Origin of the sequence: Moraxella sp. FZFQ2102 (assembly GCF_024137865.1) — a bacterium.
Lineage (GTDB): Bacteria > Pseudomonadota > Gammaproteobacteria > Pseudomonadales > Moraxellaceae > Moraxella.
This window is the reverse complement of sequence record NZ_CP099960.1, coordinates 489295-510736: the sequence shown is the minus strand read 5'-3', so window position 1 is coordinate 510736 and position 21442 is coordinate 489295. Positions and strand designations below refer to the sequence as shown.

19 protein-coding genes are annotated in these 21442 nt (G+C 47.6%); 11 read left to right on the top strand and 8 right to left on the bottom strand.

The genetic code is table 11. The features are described from left to right. Window positions 1-57 precede the first annotated feature (57 nt). The gene (locus tag NGM44_RS02360) at window positions 58-777 is read left to right on the top strand and encodes a TetR/AcrR family transcriptional regulator (protein WP_253224602.1); all 720 of its coding nucleotides are present in this window, start codon (window positions 58-60) and stop codon (window positions 775-777) included. Between the two features lie 129 nt (window positions 778-906). Here NGM44_RS02360 and NGM44_RS02355 read toward each other — a convergent pair whose 3' ends face one another. From NGM44_RS02355 to NGM44_RS02330, 6 genes are all read right to left on the bottom strand, one after another. Beyond that, window positions 907-2292 (bottom strand): APC family permease, encoded by a 1386-nt coding sequence (locus tag NGM44_RS02355; RefSeq protein ID WP_253224076.1) that lies wholly within the window; start codon window positions 2290-2292, stop codon window positions 907-909. A 369-nt stretch (window positions 2293-2661) separates the two neighbouring features. Continuing rightward, window positions 2662-3477: a pteridine reductase gene (locus tag NGM44_RS02350; RefSeq protein WP_253224075.1), complete on the bottom strand. Its 816-nt coding sequence runs from the start codon at window positions 3475-3477 to the stop codon at window positions 2662-2664. A gap of 4 nt (window positions 3478-3481) precedes the next feature. Continuing rightward, window positions 3482-4660, bottom strand: coding sequence for a tRNA nucleotidyltransferase (locus tag NGM44_RS02345; protein WP_253224074.1), 1179 nt, complete (start codon window positions 4658-4660; stop codon window positions 3482-3484). Between the two features lie 147 nt (window positions 4661-4807). Further along, window positions 4808-7120, bottom strand: a complete 2313-nt coding sequence (locus NGM44_RS02340) for an NADP-dependent malic enzyme (RefSeq protein WP_253224073.1) — start codon at window positions 7118-7120, stop codon at window positions 4808-4810. 194 nt (window positions 7121-7314) lie between these two features. Next, window positions 7315-8313: a porphobilinogen synthase gene (gene hemB, locus NGM44_RS02335; protein WP_253224072.1), complete on the bottom strand. Its 999-nt coding sequence runs from the start codon at window positions 8311-8313 to the stop codon at window positions 7315-7317. Between the two features lie 118 nt (window positions 8314-8431). Then, window positions 8432-8926 (bottom strand): MCR_0457 family protein, encoded by a 495-nt coding sequence (locus NGM44_RS02330; protein WP_253224071.1) that lies wholly within the window; start codon window positions 8924-8926, stop codon window positions 8432-8434. Between the two features lie 265 nt (window positions 8927-9191). Between NGM44_RS02330 and ruvB the strand changes: the two genes are divergently transcribed. From ruvB to NGM44_RS02290, 8 genes are all read left to right on the top strand, one after another. Then, window positions 9192-10181, top strand: coding sequence for a Holliday junction branch migration DNA helicase RuvB (gene ruvB / locus NGM44_RS02325; RefSeq protein ID WP_253224070.1), 990 nt, complete (start codon window positions 9192-9194; stop codon window positions 10179-10181). A gap of 174 nt (window positions 10182-10355) precedes the next feature. Further along, window positions 10356-10871 carry a DUF3465 domain-containing protein gene (locus NGM44_RS02320; RefSeq protein ID WP_253224069.1) on the top strand — a complete coding sequence of 172 codons (516 nt, stop codon included), beginning with the start codon at window positions 10356-10358 and terminating at the stop codon, window positions 10869-10871. A 37-nt stretch (window positions 10872-10908) separates the two neighbouring features. After that, window positions 10909-12180 (top strand): phospholipase A, encoded by a 1272-nt coding sequence (locus NGM44_RS02315; protein ID WP_253224068.1) that lies wholly within the window; start codon window positions 10909-10911, stop codon window positions 12178-12180. Between the two features lie 13 nt (window positions 12181-12193). Then, complete coding sequence (locus NGM44_RS02310) at window positions 12194-12967, top strand: ComF family protein (protein WP_253224067.1); 774 nt, start codon at window positions 12194-12196, stop codon at window positions 12965-12967. Then, a complete protein-coding gene (locus NGM44_RS02305) occupies window positions 12964-13506 on the top strand; it encodes a prepilin-type N-terminal cleavage/methylation domain-containing protein (protein WP_253224066.1) in 543 nt (180 codons plus the stop codon). The genes NGM44_RS02310 and NGM44_RS02305 overlap by 4 nt, the downstream gene beginning before the upstream one ends. Continuing rightward, complete coding sequence (locus NGM44_RS02300) at window positions 13499-14476, top strand: type II secretion system protein J (protein ID WP_253224065.1); 978 nt, start codon at window positions 13499-13501, stop codon at window positions 14474-14476. The genes NGM44_RS02305 and NGM44_RS02300 overlap by 8 nt, the downstream gene beginning before the upstream one ends. After that, window positions 14473-15231, top strand: coding sequence for a hypothetical protein (locus NGM44_RS02295; RefSeq protein ID WP_253224064.1), 759 nt, complete (start codon window positions 14473-14475; stop codon window positions 15229-15231). Before NGM44_RS02300 ends, NGM44_RS02295 begins: the two co-directional genes overlap by 4 nt. Window positions 15232-15539: 308 nt before the next feature. After that, window positions 15540-16340, top strand: coding sequence for a hypothetical protein (locus NGM44_RS02290; RefSeq protein ID WP_253224063.1), 801 nt, complete (start codon window positions 15540-15542; stop codon window positions 16338-16340). A 226-nt stretch (window positions 16341-16566) separates the two neighbouring features. Here NGM44_RS02290 and NGM44_RS02285 read toward each other — a convergent pair whose 3' ends face one another. Both NGM44_RS02285 and pal read right to left on the bottom strand, forming a co-directional pair. Then, window positions 16567-17136, bottom strand: a complete 570-nt coding sequence (locus NGM44_RS02285) for a 4'-phosphopantetheinyl transferase superfamily protein (protein ID WP_253224062.1) — start codon at window positions 17134-17136, stop codon at window positions 16567-16569. Between the two features lie 113 nt (window positions 17137-17249). Further along, window positions 17250-17774, bottom strand: a complete 525-nt coding sequence (pal, locus tag NGM44_RS02280; protein ID WP_253224061.1) for a peptidoglycan-associated lipoprotein Pal — start codon at window positions 17772-17774, stop codon at window positions 17250-17252. A 241-nt stretch (window positions 17775-18015) separates the two neighbouring features. Between pal and pepN the strand changes: the two genes are divergently transcribed. Continuing rightward, window positions 18016-20586 (top strand): aminopeptidase N, encoded by a 2571-nt coding sequence (gene pepN / locus NGM44_RS02275; RefSeq protein WP_253224060.1) that lies wholly within the window; start codon window positions 18016-18018, stop codon window positions 20584-20586. Between the two features lie 128 nt (window positions 20587-20714). Beyond that, window positions 20715-21419, top strand: coding sequence for a DUF805 domain-containing protein (locus tag NGM44_RS02270; protein WP_253224059.1), 705 nt, complete (start codon window positions 20715-20717; stop codon window positions 21417-21419). Window positions 21420-21442: the final 23 nt, after the last annotated feature.

Below are 21442 nucleotides of genomic sequence, written 5' to 3'. Positions count from 1 at the left end.
GCAGGATATTGGCTAGGTTTGCTATAATTAGGCGAATTTTGAATGGAAAAAACGATCATGAGCAATCGTAAGCAGCAATATGAAGAACGGGAAATTCGCATTTTGCAGACCGCAGAGCAGTTGCTCTTGGACTCAGGCGAAGGGGATTTGACACTGGACAGTCTTGCCATGCAGCTTGACCTTGCCAAGGGGACGCTGTATAAGCACTTTGCCAGTAAAGATGAGCTTTTGATGCGGATCTTGATTGATTTTGAAAAACGCAAATTTATGATGAATGATGTCGATGATGGCGCAGGGGCAGGCGTGGCGCGTTTGGTGCTGCAGCTACTGAATTTGCCACATCGTGCGGTCTTGTTCAACCAAATTGAAGAGCGGCTGTCATCGACGGCATCAGGGCTGAACAAGCTATTTGGCGAACTGTATCAAGTGCGCAAAGAGCGTATGGCACGAGTTGCTAAGATTGCTGAGACTTATCTGACCGAACAAAACAGCGGCATGACCACGCGTGATTATCTTGCGACCATCTATGCGGTGGGGCAAGGCGGCGCAAGTCTGCTAAATTCCACCTTTTATCAGCGTTATCTGGGTCGCCGTGATACGCTGAAGCAGGCATTGGTGCGGCAGATTTTGGACTTACCAAGACTGTATCCAAAAGACATCACAAGTGATGAGCAAGATGAACAAAATGCCAAATTCAGCACACAACTAAAGCAGCAGATCGTTGATTTGGAAGATTTTGCAGATTTGATCGGTGCGCGTGTTGAGATGAGCGTTTAAGCAGGTTGAACATTGATAAAACCAAGCAGTTGTATGATTGCTTGGTTTTTTTATATGCAAATGCTTATCCAATAAAATATCCCCACCGATGTCGATGGGGATATGTCGTGTGTATTAATGATTGATCAATTACACATCTTCTTCACGGTACTGTGGCACTGGTGCTTTAAAGCCACGAGTCTTGATACCTAGCCAGATAAAGCCTAGTGCTGCCCAGAATAGACCGACACTAAAGGTCGTGCCGTCAACTTCTAGCCACATTAGGAAGATTGCAACGAAACCAAGTGCTGGTACGACGACATAACTGAAGATTTCTTTGACATTGCGTACCATCTTGTCACGGATCGCATAGCGGAAGATGACAGATAGGTTTACAAAGCTAAACGCAGTCAATGCACCAAAGCTGATTAGGTTAACAACAGTCTCAAGACTGATAAAGCCTGCGGTCAAAGCAATCGCACCAGCAATCAATACGTTGTTCACTGGAGTGAAGAATTTTGGATGAATTTGACCAAAAATCTTTTTGCTGATTACGCCATCACGACCCATCACATACATCAGACGTGATACGCCCGCGTGTGCTGAGATACCTGATGCCATGACGGTAACAATCGCAAAGCCTAGAACAGCTGCTTGGAATGCAGAACCACCGACCAATAGCAGGATTTCTGCTTGAGTTTCGTCCACCGCTTCAAAGTAGATTGATGGATCGCTTGGTAGGAAAGTTTGCATAAAATACGCACTGATGATAAAGATGATACCTGCAATCAGCGTGGTCAAAATCATGGCTTTTGGCAGAGTATTTTTGACATCTTTGGTTTCTTCAGCTAGGCTTGAGATAGAGTCAAAGCCTGTGAACGAGAAACATAGGATGGTCGCACCAGTGATTAGCGCACCGACAGAAGTCATCTCATCCCAAAATGGCTTTAAGCTCCAAAGCTCATAAGCGTTTTCTTTGAGCGTGCCATCAGCGTGCAGACCGATGCTTAGCTTGGTATAAATCAGATAGGTGAACACAGCGATGACGATAATCTGTACAAAGACAATCCAGCTGTTGAAATACGCCACCACTTTTGAACCAAAAATGTTCACGCCTGTCATCAATGCCGTCAAGCCAATCACCCATACCCAGTGGTTCACTGATGGGAATAGTGCTTCTAGGTACAGCACCGCAAGGATGATGTTTACCATTGGCGATAGCAGATAGTCAAGCCAGCTTGACCAGCCCACCATAAAGCCCATGCTTGGGTTGATTGATTTTTGGGTATAGGTATAAGCAGAACCTGAAGATGGATATGCGCGAATCATATGACCGTAGCTGATTGAAGTCAGCAAAATCGCAATCAAAGCAAACAGGTAAGACATTGGCACATGACCGCCACTATCACGAGATACCATACCAAAGGTATCAAATAGGGTCATTGGTTGGATATAGGCAAGACCGATGATGATGACGTGCCAAAGTCCAAGATTTCGCTTTAGTTTAGCGACATTCGGGGTAGGTGAAGTATTCAACGATGGTATTCCTTTTAAGTGTGCAAAATGCAGCCAACACAAAAGAGAACTACAGCTTCATCGTATCAAACGCAATCGTTTGAATTTGGTTCGATTAGGCTATCTGCTCCAAGAATTAAAAAAAGTTTAGGGGTTGAAAAAATGGGTATTAAAATTGCTGATTTGTAACAACATTCAATACCCATGTAAGTTCGTGTGAATTTTAGCCCAAAAATTGTCATTTGTCAGCAAGTTTTTAGTCAATTTGCTGATTTTTACTCACTATTTTGTAAAAATTGATGAAAAAATGGGCAATTAAAACCTTAATAATTTTAAGGAAATAGCTTCAGGATTTGCAAAAAAAAAGCCAAACAGTTATCCAAATTTGATCTATCCGCCTTTTAAAGTCAAACCGCGACCGCCATCGATGGCGATGATTTGCCCTGTGACATAGCGACTGTTTGCCAAAAACACCACCGCATCGGCGATGTCTTCGGGCGTGCCGATGCATTTGAGCGGTACAGAGTCGGTGAGAATGGCTTGGGTTTGGCTATTAAGTTCTGGATTTTGGTCATGATCAGGGAAAATATTCACCCCCGGTGCGACGCCATTGATGCGAATATCAGGCGCAAATTCCAATGCAAGGCTTTGCACCATCATGCGATGTGCTGCCTTTGCCATGTTATAAATCGGATAGCCAACAAAGGGCTTGGCATCGGCATGAATGTCAAGCAGGCTTATGATCGTGCCGTGATTTTTCTTAAGTTCATTTTGAAAAACTGTGCTTAAAAACAGCGGCGCTTTGGCATTAGTCAAGAACAAATCATCCCAATCTTGATACAGTGTATCAATCTTGCCACCCAAATCACTGGCATAAAAGCTCGATGCATTATGCACAAGCACATCAATGCGCCCAAACAGATCAAGGCAAGCATCTTTAAACGCCATAAGCGTAGCTTTATCATTAGACATTGTTAAGCTTGACTGGATGATTTTTGCAGAGTTGGGGCGGATACTATTGAGTGTATCGGCAAGTGTGATGGCGTCTGTTTGGCTGTGATGATAATGGATAATCACCGCATAGCCATTGGTGTGTAAGGCAGTGGTGATGGCAGCGCCAATGCGTTTTGCACCGCCTGTGATTAGGGCAACTTTTGGGGCTTTGTCGGTATTTGTGCATGCCATCGCGTTGGTTGGTTTTGTCATGATATTAAAAAATACTTAAAGAATTTGCCATTTGAAAATTACCCAATAACCCGAGCAATGCCTGTTTTCTTAGGCGTGATAATTCATCGCCAATGGCTTTGCCTGTCAAGTTTGGATCGATATTTGCCATGCTAATGGTTTGATAACGCGTGATGACATCATGCAGCCATGCCTTTGGATAAGCCATTGATTTATTTTGATAAATTTCACAAGCATCATACAGCGACATCAGCAGGGTATCATCTTTATGGGCTTTGGTGTGTTCAATGAGCATTAATAATTCATCAGCGGTGATGTTAGGTATATTTAATAAAATCTTGTGATAATTGATAAAGGCATGGACAAACTGTGCAGGGGCTTTTGGCATATTCAGCCGTGTTAAGCAGTCATTCAGAGCATCTTTATCATCGCCAAAATCAGCAAACAGCATACTTAAGCGCGTGGCAAGGTCAGTATTGGCAAGGCAGGCATTTGTTAGCCTTGCAAGAGTGTGCTGATAGATAGCGTGATCGGTAAATAACACCGCTAGGCTTGGCAATACATCCGCTAAAATCTGCAGCGAGTGTAAGCAGTCGATATAATGATAACCATGCGATTCACCGATGGCGCGCGCAGTCTCACTCCAAATGCGCTCACGGCTTAGGTGGGATAGCTCCCCTGCACCACTGATCGATTGCATGAGTGTTTGTGTCTCGGGTGCGATCCTAAAACCAAGCGGGGCAAATCGAGCATAAAAGCGTGCCACCCGTAGCACCCGCAACGGATCTTCGCTAAAGGCAGGGCTGACATGACGCAGGACTTTGGCGTGCAAGTCAGCCAGTCCGCCATAATAATCCACGACTTCACCAGTTTTTGGCGTATCGTCAAATAAGCCATTGACTTCGATGGCTAGGGCATTGATGGTAAGATCGCGGCGAATCAGATCGTCTTCAAGCGTGACATCAGGGCTTGCGTGTACACTAAAGGCGGTGTGACCTGCGCCTGATTTGCGTTCAAGGCGCGCTAGAGCGTATTCTGCGTGCGTGTGTGGGTGTAAAAATACGGGAAAATCGACACCGACTTGGCTAAAGCCTTGATCAATAAGCATCTTAGCATCTGCGCCCACGACCATAAAGTCCTTATCTTTAATGGGTAAGCCCAAAAGACTATCGCGCACCGCACCACCGACCAAATATACTTGCATTATAGTAATTATCCAAGGAATAAAGAATATTGTCCAAAAATAGCTTGGATTTACTATAACAAGATTTGGCAAAATTGCAAATGTTTCAGATATATTTGGCATAAAAAATGCCAACCTTTCGGCTGGCATTTGATGCAGGCATGTGGATTATTGCGCTGCTTTTTGTGCATCGGTGACGGCAACGGCAGTCATATTGACAATGCGGCGCGCTGTCGATGATGGCACTAGGATATGTACAGGCTTATCTGCACCAAGCAGGACAGGGCCGATGGCTGCTGAACCTGTGGCTGCCTTGATTAGGTTAAAGGCAATGTTGGCAGCGTCTAGTGTCGGCATGATCAGCAGGTTCGCTGAGCCGTTTAGTGTGCTGAATGGGTGATTTTCTTCGCGTAGGCGAGCATCCAGCGCGGTATCGCCATGCATTTCACCATCAAATTCAAAGTCCACATTCATCTTGGTCAATAGCTCATAGACGCGGCGCATTTTCACTGCCGATTCTTTGCTAGAAGTGCCAAAGTCAGAGTGCGACAGCAGGGCGACGCGTGGCTCTACACCAAAGCTGCGTACGCTTTCGGCGGCAAGTACGGTCATCTCAGCCAGCTGTTCAGCGGTTGGATCTTCGTGGATGTACGGATCGGCGATGAAGAGCGTGCGGTTTTGCATGATGACACCGCTCATGGCGTAGTAGTCGCTCACACCTTCACGCTTACCGATGACGCGGCGGATGTAGTTCAGATGCAGATCATAATAACCGAAAGTACCACACAGCATACCATCAGCATCGCCCATTTCGACCATCATTGCGCTCAGTAGCGAGCTCTTACGGCGCATATCACGGCGCGCCAGCTCTTCTGAGATGCCTAGGCGTTGGTTGTTTTTTAGGTAATGTTGGCAATATTCTTCGTGTTTTGGATTGTTGTTCAGATCCACGACTTCGATATTCTCGCCAAGTGTCAGACGCAGACCCAGCGTATCGATCTGTGCTTGGATGACATCGGGGCGACCGACCAAGATTGGCTTAGCCATGTTTTCATCGACGACGACCTGTACAGCGCGCAGGACATTTGGATCTTCACCTTCAGCATAGACGATGCGTTTTGGATCGCGTTTGGCTTGGGTGAAGACAGGTTTCATTGCCAAGGCTGAGTTATAGACAAACTCAGACAGCTTTTGACGATAAGCATCAAAGTCTTCGATTGGCAATGTCGCAACACCCGAATCCATCGCAGCTTTTGCTACTGCTGGCGCGATTTCAAGGATCAAATTTGGCTCAAGTGGGCCAGGGATTAGGTAATCACGACCAAAGCTTGCGCCTGCGTTTTTGCTCTTTTCGGTCTCTGAGACTGACACTTCAGTGTGTGCCATTGCTGCGATGGCATGGACACACGCGATTTTCATCTCTTCATTGACGATGGTTGCACCCACATCCAATGCACCGCGGAAGATGTATGGGAAGCACAGCGCGTTGTTCACTTGGTTTGGATAGTCAGAGCGACCTGTTGCCATGATGACATCTGAGCGAGCGGCATGAGCAAGCTCTGGCATGATCTCAGGGGTTGGGTTGGCTAGGGCAAAGATAATCGGATCTTTTGCCATGCGCTTGACCATGTCTTGGGTCAGCACACCAGGGCCTGACAGACCCAAGAAGAAGTCTGCATCACCGATGACTTCATCAAGGGTGGTTGCGTCGGTATCTTGAGCGAAGCGTTGTTTTGATTCGTCCAGATTTTCACGGCGAGTGGTGACGACACCGCGAGAGTCTAGTACATAGATGTTTGAGCGAGTAACGCCAAGCGCGATGATCAGCTCAAGGCAGCTGATAGCTGCTGCGCCTGCGCCTGAACAGACGACTTTGATGTCGGCGATGTTTTTATTGACGATTTTCAGGGCGTTCAATAGGGCGGCGGCGGCGATGATTGCAGTGCCGTGCTGATCGTCGTGGAACACAGGAATGTTCATGCGCTCGCGCAGTTCACGCTCGATCTTGAAGCATTCTGGCGCTTTGATATCTTCTAGGTTGATACCGCCAAAAGTCGGCTCAAGGCTTGCTACCGCTTCGATGAATTTATCAGGATCGTTTTGGTTGATTTCGATGTCAAATACATCGATGCCTGCGAATTTTTTGAACAATACACCTTTGCCTTCCATCACAGGCTTAGATGCCAAAGCACCGATATTGCCCAAGCCAAGTACCGCAGTACCGTTGGTGATGACGCCGACCAGGTTGTTGCGTGCGGTGTATTTGGCAGCAAGTTTTGGGTCTTTTTCGATTTCAAGACATGGTACTGCCACACCTGGTGAATACGCTAGGGCAAGGTCGCGTTGGTTGGCGATTTGCTTGGTTGGGGTGACAGAGATTTTACCTGGGCGTGGATGCTCATGGTAATGTAGGGCGGCTTGCTCGAACTGCTGTTTTTGCAGCTGCGCGTCGGTGATCGCGGTATCGTTTTCGATGGTCATAATAAAATCCGTCTTTTGTTGTGTTTGCTTGGCAAACTTAGGTTGAGATAATTTGGTTGAAATAAATTGTATAATGATTTTGCTATTTTAACATGATTTTGGCGTGCTTAAACGCTATTTTGCATAAAAAAATGTAGGTACGATGCCAAATATCGGTTTGGCTTATTTGGCATATCAAATAGCTTATCAAATCATCATTCTGCCAGCATTCGTGCGGCATCAAGCGCAAAATAAGTTAAGATGCCATCACATCCTGCACGGCGAAAACCGATCAGGCTTTCTAAGATCACCGCATCGGTCAGCCAGCCGTTTTGGATCGCTGCCATGTGCATGGCATACTCGCCCGAGACTTGATAAGCAAAAGTCGGCACACCAAATGTGTCTTTGACTTCGCGCGCGACATCTAGGTATGGCTGACCAGGTTTGACCATTACCATATCGGCGCCTTCGGCGATGTCAAGTGCAACTTCGTGCAAGGCTTCGGCGCGGTTGGCAGGGTCCATTTGGTATTGTTTTTTATGACCTTTTAGATTGCCCGATGAGCCGACGGCATCGCGAAATGGGCCATAATATGCCGATGCGTATTTGGCAGAATATGCCATGATTGAAGTATTGACAAAGCCTTCGGATTCTAGTGCATCCCGCATGGCACGAATGCGGCCATCCATCATATCGCTTGGGCTGATGACATCGGCGCCAGCGCGTGCATGGGCAAGAGTTTGCTTGACCAGAGCATCGGTGGTGATGTCGTTTAGCACATAGCCTGTCTCATCGATAATGCCATCTTGACCGTGCGTGGTATAAGGATCAAGTGCGACATCAGTCATGACGATCATCTCAGGTACAGCGTCTTTGATGGCTTTGACGGCGCGTACCGCTAGGGTGTCTGGATGATAAGCGTCTTGACCATCAGCACTCTTAAGGCTAGGATCAATCACAGGGAAAATGTCAATCATGCGCACGCCAGAGGCATACAGTTCACGCACATAGCCGATCAATAAATCAATCGAATAGCGATAGACATTGGGCATACTTGTGATGGCTTGCTGCTGGTTCGTGCCTTCGATGACAAAGACAGGGGCGATCAGATGGCACGGTGCAAGATGTGTCTCGCGCACCATTTCGCGAATACCATCTGAGACGCGCATACGGCGCAGGCGTGTGTGTGGAAAACTGCGATTGAAAGTGTACATAATACCCCCTTTGATCAAATAAGGGTCATTATACCAAAAAACCACAGTCAATGGGGCGAAAAATCAGATATGATCAATCGCACAAAATCAGGCAATTTATTTAGAAAAATTAAACAGATTAAACAGACATCTCAGCAAATTCACGGCACAAGGCGCGGTTTTCGCTAGCAGGGTAGCTTGCCGTCCACGAGCGGACATTGTGCAATACCGCACGATAATCGCGGCGACCTGATAATAAGCGCAAGCTTTGTTGGGGATTGGTCGCGCGTGGCATGAACTCGCGCAATTGGCGATTATAGGCTTTATCGAAGCGCAGACGCTGACGCTCGTTCAGCACAGGTGGGCAGATCTCAGACAGCACTTGCACTAGCGCGATTTCGTATTGGCTGACGGTCAGATAGATGTCTTGATTGGTTGGGGTGATGGCGGTCACGCGTTGATAGCGTGCTTGTGAACCTGTCGTGGCATCGGCTGCGTGTGATAATGATAATCCGATCAGCAATAGACAAATGAGCACCGACACGCGAAAACGCGTCTGTGATACGCCCAATGGCAAGGCTTGCACATGGGCAAAAGGTGCATCAGTCAATCCTAAAGCTCGAAATTTCATCATAAATCATCACTGCGAAATTGGCACCTGCTTATGATACTGTTTTTGCCCAAAAAAATCCCACAATGTATGTATGTGTATTGTAGATTTTCCCTTGTTTTTGTAACACTGTGGAAAAACTAACTACTTTTGTAAACATATCGTCCGCTTAGCAAATCTTGGGCAAAATTTGTCAATCTTAGGCAAATCTTGTGCAAACAAATCGGCAGGCACACCAAGAATATGCTAAAATACCAAGCAATTTTGTCGTAATTTTCATGATGAGCCTATGTCTGATAATCGCCTGATAGATCCCATTCCCAAAAAAGAAGACGCCACTGATCGCGCCATTCGCCCTGTGTCTTTGGCGGATTATATCGGTCAGCCTAAGGTGCGCGAGCAGATGGAAGTGTTCATTCCTGCAGCAAAGGCGCGCGGTGAAGCGCTGGATCACACCTTGATTTTTGGGCCACCAGGGCTTGGTAAGACGACACTTGCTAACATCATCGCGCGCGAGATGGGTGGCAATCTGCGCTCCACTTCAGGGCCTGTGCTTGAGCGGGCGGGCGATTTGGCGGCGATGCTGACCAATCTTGAAGCAGGTGATGTGCTATTTATTGATGAGATTCACAGACTTAGCCCTGCGATCGAAGAGATTCTTTACCCTGCGATGGAAGATTTTCAGCTTGATATTATGATCGGTGAAGGGCCGGCAGCGCGCTCGATCAAGCTTGATCTACCACCATTTACCCTAGTGGCAGCGACGACGCGTGCAGGGCTTTTGACTTCACCGCTGCGGGATCGCTTTGGCATTGTGCAGCGGCTTGAGTTTTATCATGTCAATGATCTGACCACCATCGTCAAGCGTTCGGCGCGGCTGATGGGCGTGGCGATGGAGCATGATGGCGCGGTAGAAGTGGCGCGTCGCAGTCGTGGTACGCCGCGTATCGCCAATCGTCTGCTTCGTCGTGTGCGTGATTATGCCGAAGTCAAAGGTGATGGCATCGTTACCCAAAGCCTAGCAGCATCAGCACTGGATATGCTTGCAGTGGACAAGCAAGGGCTTGATCAGTTGGATCGTCGCTATTTGTCCGCATTACAAGAGCGATTCCACGGCGGGCCTGCAGGCGTGGAAGCCTTGGCAGCGGCGATGGCAGAAGATAAAGGCACGCTTGAAGATGTAATTGAGCCATACTTATTACAACAAGGCTATATTCAGCGCACGATCAGGGGGCGTATCATCTCAGATAAGGTGCTGCATGATGGGGTGCTTGATTAGCATGAGCGGCATAAAAAGCCGAAGTTTGTGCCATCGTGTAACAAAACTGTAAAAATCACAAAACATTCTTGCTATTCATCGTAAATTTGCTACAATTTGCCTTTGAATTTTACAAAAATTTGCTATAATTGATCACTTTGTCAATTTTTCCATGTGGTTGTGGTGGTGAAAACAATGAAACAACTGATCACAGGCTTGTTGCTGTCATCGATGGCGATGCTGAGCGCTTGTCAGCCCAATCAGCCCCAAGTCGCTGCGCAGGCAGATGCTCAGCAAGTGCAAACCGCCAAATCTAAAGATGCTGGCAAGCAGGATAAAACATCAAAATCTGCCCAATCACAACCGACGCGCTGCAACAATCAGCTGATCTTACAAAGCTATGACCAGATGCGCTCAGATGTGCAAGTGCTTGGCTGTGGTAAAGTCAAGGCAGTGCTTGCCGATGATAATAAAGGCAGCCGCCACCAAAAATTCATCGTAACTTTAGACGGCAGTCGCCACACAGTACTGATCGCGCATAATATTGATCTTGCGCCGCGCGTTGCTGGGATTAAAAAAGGCGATGAAGTGGCATTTTTTGGCGAATATGAATACACCGAACAAGGCGGTGTGGTGCACTGGACACATCACGATCCTGCCAGTCGCCATCAGCACGGTTATATTAAGCATAACTCAAATATCTATCAATAAACACTGGTGATGACCACAGTCATTCCAAGGATAACCCATGCAAACAAACTTCAAAACTCCTGTGATTTTTGGGCTTGGTACATTGGCAAGCTTATCACTGCTAAGCCCTGCGCAGGCGGCACAAGACAATGCTGAGCCTACACTACAAGTCAGTCAAACAGTCACGCCGATCGCTCAAACTATTCCGAATGTTGGTGATGGCGTGGTGGTCGATTCGGTAACGACAGCGGACTCACTGGGCGCAGATTTGTTCTTGGAATGTGCAGCGATCATCAGCGATGCCAGTCGATTGGCGTGTTTTGATTCTTTGGCGCAGGGCAATGTCCCAAGCTTGGTCGGTCAAAAACGCCAAGTAAAACTGGCAGACACCGTCAAAAGCGCGCTTAAAGGCGATCTGAAACTGGTCTATGCTACCGAAGAAGAGCTTGCCGACATGCCACCAAGCGGTCAGCCTGTGGACATCGATATGCTGCGCGCGCAAGCAGAACGCTACACGCCACTTAGTGTTGCTTATGACCTTGATAAGAATAACACAGGTCTATGGACAGCGCGTCCACACAACGCGATGTATGTGCTGCCACTGTATTTTAATGCAAGTCCGAACCGCCATCCAGAGACGCCAAGCCGCGCTCGTGTGGACTTTAGCCAAAATGAAATGCAGATCCCTGAGATGAAATTCCAGCTGTCGGTGAAAACCAAAGCTGCTGAGAATCTTTTGGGCACGGATGCGGATTTGTGGTTTGGTTATACGCAGCAGTCGCATTGGCAGGTGTATAATTCGGATTATTCACGCCCATTTCGCGCGCATGACTATCAGCCAGAGGTTTTCGTCACTCAGCCTGTGACAGCGGATTTGCCATTTGGTGGTCGCTTGCGTATGCTTGGTGCAGGTCTTGTGCATCATTCTAATGGTGAAGAAGGTGATATGTCGCGCTCATGGAACCGTGCTTATATGATGGCAGGGGCAGAGTGGGGCAAATTGACCGTCATTCCGCGTCTATGGTCGCGTATCAATAACGAAAAAGCCGCCGATGATGATAACCCAGATATCACCGATTATTATGGCTATGGCGATATCAAGTTCTTATATCAGCTAGAAAATGGCGGTAACTTGTCAGGCACAGGTCGTTATAATCCATCGACCAACAAAGGCGCGCTTCAGCTAGACTATATTCATCCGATCGGTCGCGGCATCAGTGGTTATGTGCAGCTATTCCACGGCTATGGTCAGTCGATCATTGATTATAATGAATCGACATCAGGCATCGGTGTCGGTGTGATGCTGAATAACTGGACCAGCTTACAATAAGCCATCAGGGGCGATGATGCCATATTTTGTCAAAAAGACGCATCCATCCGCTCGCACGGCTCATCCGCATCAATCCGCTGGGGCGATTTTGCCCAAGCGGATTTATTTTGCGCCGTATCAGCTGGCGGTGATGATGGCGGCTTGGCGGCGTGCATGTGTATTGTGTCATCAGTCGCTGAGTGTGCGTGGGCTAATTTGCCAAGCGTGTCAAGCATCCATACCGACACAGCTGCCGCCTGTGAGTGTGGCTTTGAATGAAGCGGGCGGCGCATTGCGCATCTTTGCACTCAGTTATTATCAACATCCGATGAATGCACTGATTACTCAGTTTAAAGACCATGAGAGAATTGATGCACTGGTGGCATTGGTTGCTTTGATACGCACTTTGCCCAAGCCGCTGCACTGCACAGCGGATAATACCGTGATCGTGCCTGTACCGACGACGATGAGCCGAATGCGCGAACGCGGCTTTAACCCTGTGCTGATTTTGGCAAAGTATCTGGCGGTGCATTGGGGTATTCCGCTGTGGCAAGGAGTGCTTAGACAAGATGGCGAGCGGCATCAGCGCGGACTGGATCGGCAAGCGCGCTTGCAGAACCCGAGCGCGGATTTTTATTTGGCTGCACCTGTACCGACGCGGCAGGTGATTATCTTTGATGATGTGGTGACGACCGGCGCAACGCTTGCAGCGATGGCAGAACTGATCAAAGGCGTACAGCCACAAGTGCGACTACTTGGCATTTGCCTTGCGCATGGCACGGCAGAGTTTGGGTTGCATACACGATGAAGTATTTGGGTGGACAAGAAGAGCAAGGCTTTGGGCTATTAGAAGTACTGGTCGCACTCGTGATTTTGGCGGTGGTGATGATGGGATTTTTGGGCATGCTTGCGCGTAGTAGTGTAAACACGGTCAGTGCTGATAAGCTTGGCTATGCACTACAGCTGATCCATAATGATCACAGGCTGCTGCGTGGATTTGATCGGCAAATGCGCACAAGCTATCGGCGTACACTTGCGCAGTTGGCAGCGCGCGCCCAAGGTGATCAGGCGATAGACAGCTATTATAAAGTCAGTCATGCGATCCACATCGATTGCCGATCAGGTTGCAGTCCATCACGCTATGGTGAAGCACAAGCAATCCAGACAGCGCAGCTTGCAAGCGCACAAGGGATCATCATCAGTAGTGCAGCGTGTCAGTCGGCAGAGTGCTGGGTGGTGTACTGGGGTGCATCAGGCGTTGTGCCGATTGATCAATGCACCATGTTACAAAGCGTGAGCCGATATCAGTCGAGCGGTTGTGTACTGGTGCGGGGTTGGGATGAGTAGTCAGATGCGTGCGCAGGGCGGATTTAGTCTGATTGAGCTGAGTATCGCTTTGGCCATCGGAGCGATGGTGGTGCTGATGACAGTCATGCTGTATGGCAGTGGCATCAAGGCGATGAACGCCGCCGAAAACACCGCAGTGATGATCGATACCCAAAGTGCGGTGGTGAATGATATTGCAGTGTCTATGCAGCGTGCAGGATTGGGACTGAATGATTTATCTGGCACTCAGGCACTGATCTTATCTCCTGCGCAGGTTTTGCCTGCATCCATCGCTGATGACATGGTGACGCGTACGATGCCAGTACCCACTCAAGCGGTACATCAAGCTGATCAGCTGACAATTCGTTATATCGCGCCGATGGATCTATGGGATTGTGAAGGGGAGATGGCACTTGGGCCAAGACGCGTGCGCCTAAGCGATGGCAAGATGGCGGATGTCGATGGGCAAGTGGTGATTGAGCGATATTTTATCGGCTCAGATGGTGATGGCAAGATGGCGCTGCGCTGTGATGCCACACATTATATCACCGATGAGATCGCGCGCGATGGCACACGGGATCGCCGCGGGCTTGGTGCTGCGTTTACCAATGCCATCATCGATCGCGAAGTATCATCACGCGATGGCGCATCCAAACCTTATCAGATCAAGGGCTTTCATGAAAATGGCGCGGTGTTATTAAGCGATGTCGAAGGCTTGTGGGTGCGGCTTTTGGTGCAAGATCGCGACATGCTTCGGCTGATGCCGATCGATGCTTATCAAGCCTTAACACAGCCGCTGCCGATCATCGGTGCTAAGCTTGCGGTATTGGTGCGCGCACCTTTTGCTGATGAACAGCCAGCAAGTGATACCATCAATATCATGGGGCAAGAGCTGACCTTCGATGATGGCGTGATGCGCAGGGTATTTATCAGTGATGTGCGATTTGACAATGTTGCAGATCTAAGCATAAGGCAGGTAGGCGCGCCATGATAAAGGCTCAATCACAGCAGGGCTTTGTGCTGCTTGTCGTACTGGTTGCGTTGTTATTCATCAGTATGATGACGGCGCTACTGCTCAATCAAGCTGCCAGTGATACACAGGCAAGTGGCGCAGCATTTTATGATCAGCAATTATCCGCCCAAGCCGACACCTTGCTCACCCCGCTTTGGCAGGCGAGCGACGATGGATGGCTGCATACTTGGGCGGCTCAGATCATCGCACAGCCTGATGTGATTCATGTCACAAGGCGATGTACACCCATCGGCACTCCGAGCTATGGTCAGTCCACAGGCGTGCAGGATATGATCGCTGCACCGACTTGCAGGGCGTCGCGCGATCTGTCGCCATCGGTGCGCGAGCTGTACGCCTATGCTAGACCCATCGCTGCGCCGCATTATGCCATCGCCAATGAGTCATCAGTGCCAGATGAAGCGGTAGAACCTGCAGAGACCACGCGATATTTCTTAATCACTGCCTTTGCCGTGGCGCACCGTGCTGATGTCGCTGCGCGCACTTGCAATACAGCATCGATGCATCAACAGCAAGCCATGCGCTGTTATCAGCAGGCAGGGATCTTGGTGCGCGCTGCCGCTGCCGAATGGCTGATGACAATCAAAGAGTTAAATTATCCTGCTTCAGATCTCAATCATCAAAATGCCGCGCCTAACAACCAAGCAGACGATAATGCACCCACTGTTACGATTAAAAAATTGCGTTTTTATCAAGTGAATCTGCCACGAGAATAGCAAAATTTCTCAAGAATTTTTGTAATATTATAAACAAAAGTTATCAAAGAAAATCAGTGATATAATACTTGGATATTAAAAATGATAAATTGCAGCGTGTAAACTTATGTAATTACCTTTCTGCATGCTAAGATTTGGGCAACAAATACTACAAAACACGGTCATAACTTACAGAGCAACATATAAAAAGTGCATTTTTTGGGGTGACAAGCGCCATCGGTATCAACTAGAATGTAACCAATGATGACAAACAAGCAAATAGATCATCATTTCAAGACAAGACTACTTCACATTTTTGGAGAAAAATTATGAAAGCTATCAAACTAACTGCCATCGCAGCTGCTGCTGTACTATCAACTTCAGCCATGGCAAATGTCGTTACTGACACTGCAAGCAATGTAGCAACTGGTACTGTAAATGCAGTAAAAAATACTGGCGCAGCAATCTTTGACGGTGGCCGCACTCTAGTAAAAACTGCGGTAAAACCAGCTGCAGTGAGTGTTGAAGCAGGTACTTTGGGTTATGGCGCGAACATCGCATGGGCAGCGAACGAAAACACTTCTATCGTTGCTGGTTGGACTGGCGGCGACATTACTGACCTAGTTGGCGATGACTTCACTGCACGCGGTGTTGATTACACAGTTGATACCGACATGAGCAACCCATATGTAGGTGTACAAGTTCGCCCAATGTCAAACTGGCTAACTGTAAACGGTGGTATCATCATCCCTGACAACGACATCGATGTAAAAGCATCTGGTAAAGGTTCGTTCAAAGTTGGTGGCGAAGTTTATAACTATAACTCAGCAGAGAACGGTGAGCTAAAAGGTAAACTTGAGCATCGCAACCAAATCGCGCCTTACTTGACTGTTGGCTTCCGTCCAACCATCAACAACAACTGGGGCGTATTCGGTGAAGTTGGTGCAGCATACATGGGTGACACTCGTGCAGACATCACTGCAACCAACCCAGACAGCGTTGTAACCAGCGACAATGGTACAACCAAAACTATGTCTCAGCTAGCCAACCAAGCATCTGCTGACATCGAAGACAAAAACTGGGGTCGTTGGGCGCCAATCGCTAAAGTTGGTGTAACTTACCGCTTCTAAGCCTTGTCTTGACAAGCAAAAACAGCATCCAATTGGGTGCTGTTTTTTTGTTGTGTATAAAATAATGGAGTTGGGCGTGTAGGGTGCATTGTATGCACCAGTAAGAGAGCCAAAATTCCAATCTCTCAAGATTTTTTATAAATAATTTATTTTAAATCAATTATTTATAGTGGATTGGTGCGTATAACGCACCCTACGGCTGTATTATTTTAAAGTTGGCAGATTGTCAATCATCATCCATCACTGCCACAAGATTCAACCGATGATTGACATAAGCGGTTAGATGATTGGCAAGGGAAAATACGCCATCTTGAGTGGCTAATAAGGGCATGATATATAAGCTAAAATCCGCACCCATGCCCTGCGTGAGCGTGCCTTGATGATATTTGATCATCGCTTCTTTTAATGACCACAACAGATTACGCGCGCGTGCTTGTGTGTCATCATCAAGTGCTGATAAGTGTGTCAGCTCATTAGCATGATAATAACGCGCGGCAACTTTTGGGCTAATGCTGCGATTTTCTATATCAATACCGCAAAGTGTCTGACCGATAATCAGTGCGACGCAATCGGTTGAATGGCTAAAACTAACAAACTGCGTAGGCTTATCATGAAAAATCCGATAAGGAAATTGGGCGTCATCAAGCGCGCCATCGATGCCAAATTCATCCATCGTGCGTACAAGCAAAGCGCGCACCGCTGCTGACTGCTGTGATTTATCTGCTGTCGTCATCAGTGCATGAGCGATGATGTGGTTGGGCAGATGAATAAAATGGGGTGATTGGATAAGTGACATGATGGCAAACCAAGCGCAAGCGTTGTATCGGCGTATCGCAAACGATCGCGTTATGGATAAGAAAAAAGCCCAAAAATGATTTGAGCTTTTTATTCCGGTAAATTTACTAAATCTTAGTAAGCCAACTCGGCGCGGCGGTTTTGTGACCATGCTTCTTCATTTGAACCGACGGCAACAGGACGCTCTTCACCGAAGCTTACGATCTCGACATTGGTGTCTTTCACGCCTTTGGCAAGCAGATAGCTACGCACAGCAGCGGCACGGCGTTCGCCCAATGACATATTATATTCACGGCTACCGCGCTCATCGGTATGACCTGCGACCAGTACGCGCGCTGTGTCATTTGCGTTCAAAAAGGCAACTTGCTGATCTAAGATGGCAGCAGCTTCAGGCTTGATCACATCAGAGTCAAAATCAAAATGCACAAGGCTTGGCAAGCTTGCTGCGGCTTGTCTGATGGCATCAGAGTTTGCGACTAGGGCTTGATTTGGATTATAAATCGCGCCAGTATAGCCTGCAGGAACGGATGCGGTATTTGGTGCAACCACAACTTCAGGGGTGGTGCGACTGGCACAGCCTGTGGTGAATGCCAAAGCGATGATGGTAGCAAGACTTGTTAATTTGATAAGATGTGACATAAGACCACCTTTTTTTAATTATAGTAATAATGCAAAATCGTTGCATGGATGTGACTATAATGACAAATTTATAACAATTTTACAAGAACTTTTTGCATTGATTTTACAGATTGTTGCGTTTTGTGTTACAAACTTGCAAATACGGAGTGCCAAAGTGGGCTGTGCTTTTATTCATCGCGAAAGTTTGTTACTATGATGCGTTATTTTTACAAAATCATTTTTACAAATTCGAGAACAAACAATGAGCAACCAACCAACCAAAATTTATCTCAAAGACTACACACCACCTGCTTATGAAGTGTCGAAAGTGGATTTGGACATCAAGCTTTTTGATGATCATGCACAAGTTGCAACAAAGCTTGTTATGACGCGCCGCCATGCAGGGGAGCTTGTGCTATTTGGCAGAAGTTTGCAGCTGCAAAGCATTCAAGTTAATGGCTTACAGTTATCAAAAGATGACTACACACTAGATGAAGAAAGTCTTACCATTCATCATGCCGCCGATGATGTGGAAATCGAGACGGTGGTAAATATCGTGCCACAGACCAACACCACGCTTGAAGGCTTGTATCAGTCGGGGCAGGGTGATGAGCTGATGTTTGTTACACAGTGTGAGCCTGAAGGTTTTCGTAAGATTACCTTTTTTCCAGATCGCCCTGATGTCTTGACCGAATACACCACGCGCCTTGAAGCACCGAAGCGTTTTAAGACTTTGCTTGCCAATGGCAACTTGATCGAACAAGGCGACGCTGGTGATGATCGCCACTACACCATTTGGCACGACCCAACCAAAAAACCAAGCTATCTGTTCGCCGCGGTGATTGCTAATTTGGAAGTGTTAAGCGATCGTTACACCACCATCGAAGGGCGCGATGTGCTGCTTGAGATTTATGCCGATGCGCATGACATTGATAAGTGCCATGTCGCTATGCAAGCCTTGAAAGATTCGATGAAGTGGGATGAAGATAATTACGGACGCGCTTATGACCTTGACCGCTATATGATTGTTGCCACAGGGCAATTTAACATGGGTGCAATGGAGAATAAGGGCTTAAATATTTTTAATACCAGCTGTGTATTGTCAAGCCCTGAGACCACCACCGATGAAAAAAGCTTCAATGTCAAAGCGGTGATCGCGCATGAATACTTCCACAACTGGACGGGTAACCGTGTCACTTGCCGCGACTGGTTTCAGCTGTGCCTAAAAGAAGGCTTTACCGTGTTTCGCGATCAAAGCTTCTCGGGTGATTTTCGCTCAAAAGCAGTGCAGCGCATCGATGATGTGGCGATGCTGCGTTCGGCGCAATTTGCCGAAGATGCAGGCACGCTTGCGCATCCTGTGCGTCCAGAGAGCTTTGTGGAGATTAATAATTTCTACACCATGACCATCTACGAAAAAGGCGCGGAAATCGTCCGTATGATTGCCAATTTGATGGGTAAAGAAAAATTCCGCCAAGGTACGGATGAATATTTCCGCCGTTATGATGGCATGGCGGTGACGGTGGAAGATTTTCTATCGGCACTGTCGGTGGCAGATGCGCGCGTGGCGGACTTTTTGCCATGGTATCGCCAGCCTGGTACGCCTGTAGTCTCAGGTCATGCGCGTGTTGATGGTGATAAAGTGGTGGTGCATTTAAGCCAAGCGACACGCCATGTGCCAAATTATGACGCACCAATCGCACTGCCGATTCCTGTGGATACCGCGATTTTTGACAGTCAAACCGGTGAGATGCTGGCAAGTCAGATGCTGCTATTGACCACAGACAGTGCAGAATTTGTGTTTGATGATATTGGATTGCAGGCAGGTTCGCACCCTGTGGTGTCGGTGCTGCGTAATTTCTCTGCGCCTGTGAAAGTGGATTTTGAATACACGGATGAAGATTTGGCGCGCCTTGTGGCATTTGAGACCGAAGGCTTTAACCAATGGCAAGCGGTGCAGACTTTGGTCAATCGTTGGTTGTTTGGTGAAAGTACTGACGCAAGCATTCTGATCAACGCGCTTGACAGTGCGGTGTCTCGCCTGCATGATACCGATCCGATGCTGGCGGCGCGCTTGTTTGACATTCCAAGCCAAAAAGAGCTTGCCATGGCTTATGATGTTAATTATGACCCAGTCGCAGTCAAGACACGCCGTGATGAACTGCAAAGCCTGATTGCTAACGCCTTGGCAGACAAGGCAGCGGCGTGGTATCAAGCCCTGCCAAGCGAGCCGTATGTCGATAGCCCTGATGCGCGCGGCCGCCGTCTATTGAAAAATGTCTTGTTAGATCTATTGCTGACCGCAGGTGTGGCAACTGCTGAGAGCCAAGCTTATGCCCAGTATGAGTCGGCATCGTGCATGAGCGAGCGTATGGGTGCGCTTAATGCAGTGGTGAATCATAACTTGGCGCGCCGTGATGAGCTGTTGGCAGATTTTTATGCGCGATTTAGCGATGAAGATTTGGTGATTGACACTTGGTTCACTGCGCAGGCGATGTCAAGCCATACCAGTGTCGATGCGATCGCGGCATTGATGGCGCGTGATGATTTTGATTGGAATACGCCAAACCGTGTGCGTGCAGTGCTTAGTGCTCTAGCAGCCAAGCCGGTGCAGCTATGGAGCGAAGCAGGCGTGGATCTGTATCTGTCGGCGGTACTGCGCTTGGATGGCTCAAACCCACTGATGGCGGCGCGTCTATTGACGGCGCTTGCGCGTTGGTACACCTTGGGCGATGATGCCAAAGCGATGGTAAAAGCCAAACTTAGCACACTACAAACTCAGGCTAAGTCCAAAAATGTGCTTGAGTTTTTGGGTAATATGCTGACTGTGTAAGGCGGTTTGAATAAAAAAGATGGGTATGATGCCTGTCTTTTTTATTACTTTTTATTAAGTGATATTGTTAAAATTTAGAGTAACTGTTATAATAAAAATTAAGGTTTAATTAAGTAATGAGGCAGTGTATGAAAGGTAGAATTCTAGATTTTTCGGTCGCGCAAGATGGCGGCTTGATCTTGAGCGAAGATGGCGTGCGTTATATGTTTGCTGCTAATCAATGGCGCGGTCAAAGCTTGCCAAAAGTTGGGCAAGATGTGGACTTTGATGTCGATGATGCGCAGCGCGCGATTGAGATTTATCCAGATGTTTTTGCCGCACCGCAAGCCAGTAACACTGCACAGACTTTGGATGATATCGGCAATAAAGTCGGTCAATCATTCAATAAATTCACCGCTGATATTAATAACAGCTTAATGAAAGTGAAGCAAAATGACACGCCATCGACATTTATTGATTTTGCGGTTTTGGCAGTGACCAAGAACTATGCCAATTTTGAAGGTCGTGCTCGCCGTAAAGAATACTGGGGTTCGATGTTGGTGTATTTTATCTTAAGTATTATTGTCTCAATGGTGGTAAATCTAACTTTCCTGATCTCAGAATATTTGACTTATTTTTTGATGGTGGTGGCGTCATTGATTTATTTGGCGCTGATTATTCCTATGTTATCAATCACTGTGCGTCGTTTGCATGATATTGATAAATCGGGCTGGTTTTATTTGGTGTCACTGATTCCGCTGATTGGCGGGATTTGGCTACTGATCCTTTTGTGCACCGAAGGCACGCGCGGTGAGAATCGCTTTGGCGCTGACCCAAAAGCCGCCGAGCGCTGATAAGTATTTTGCCAAAAAGACAG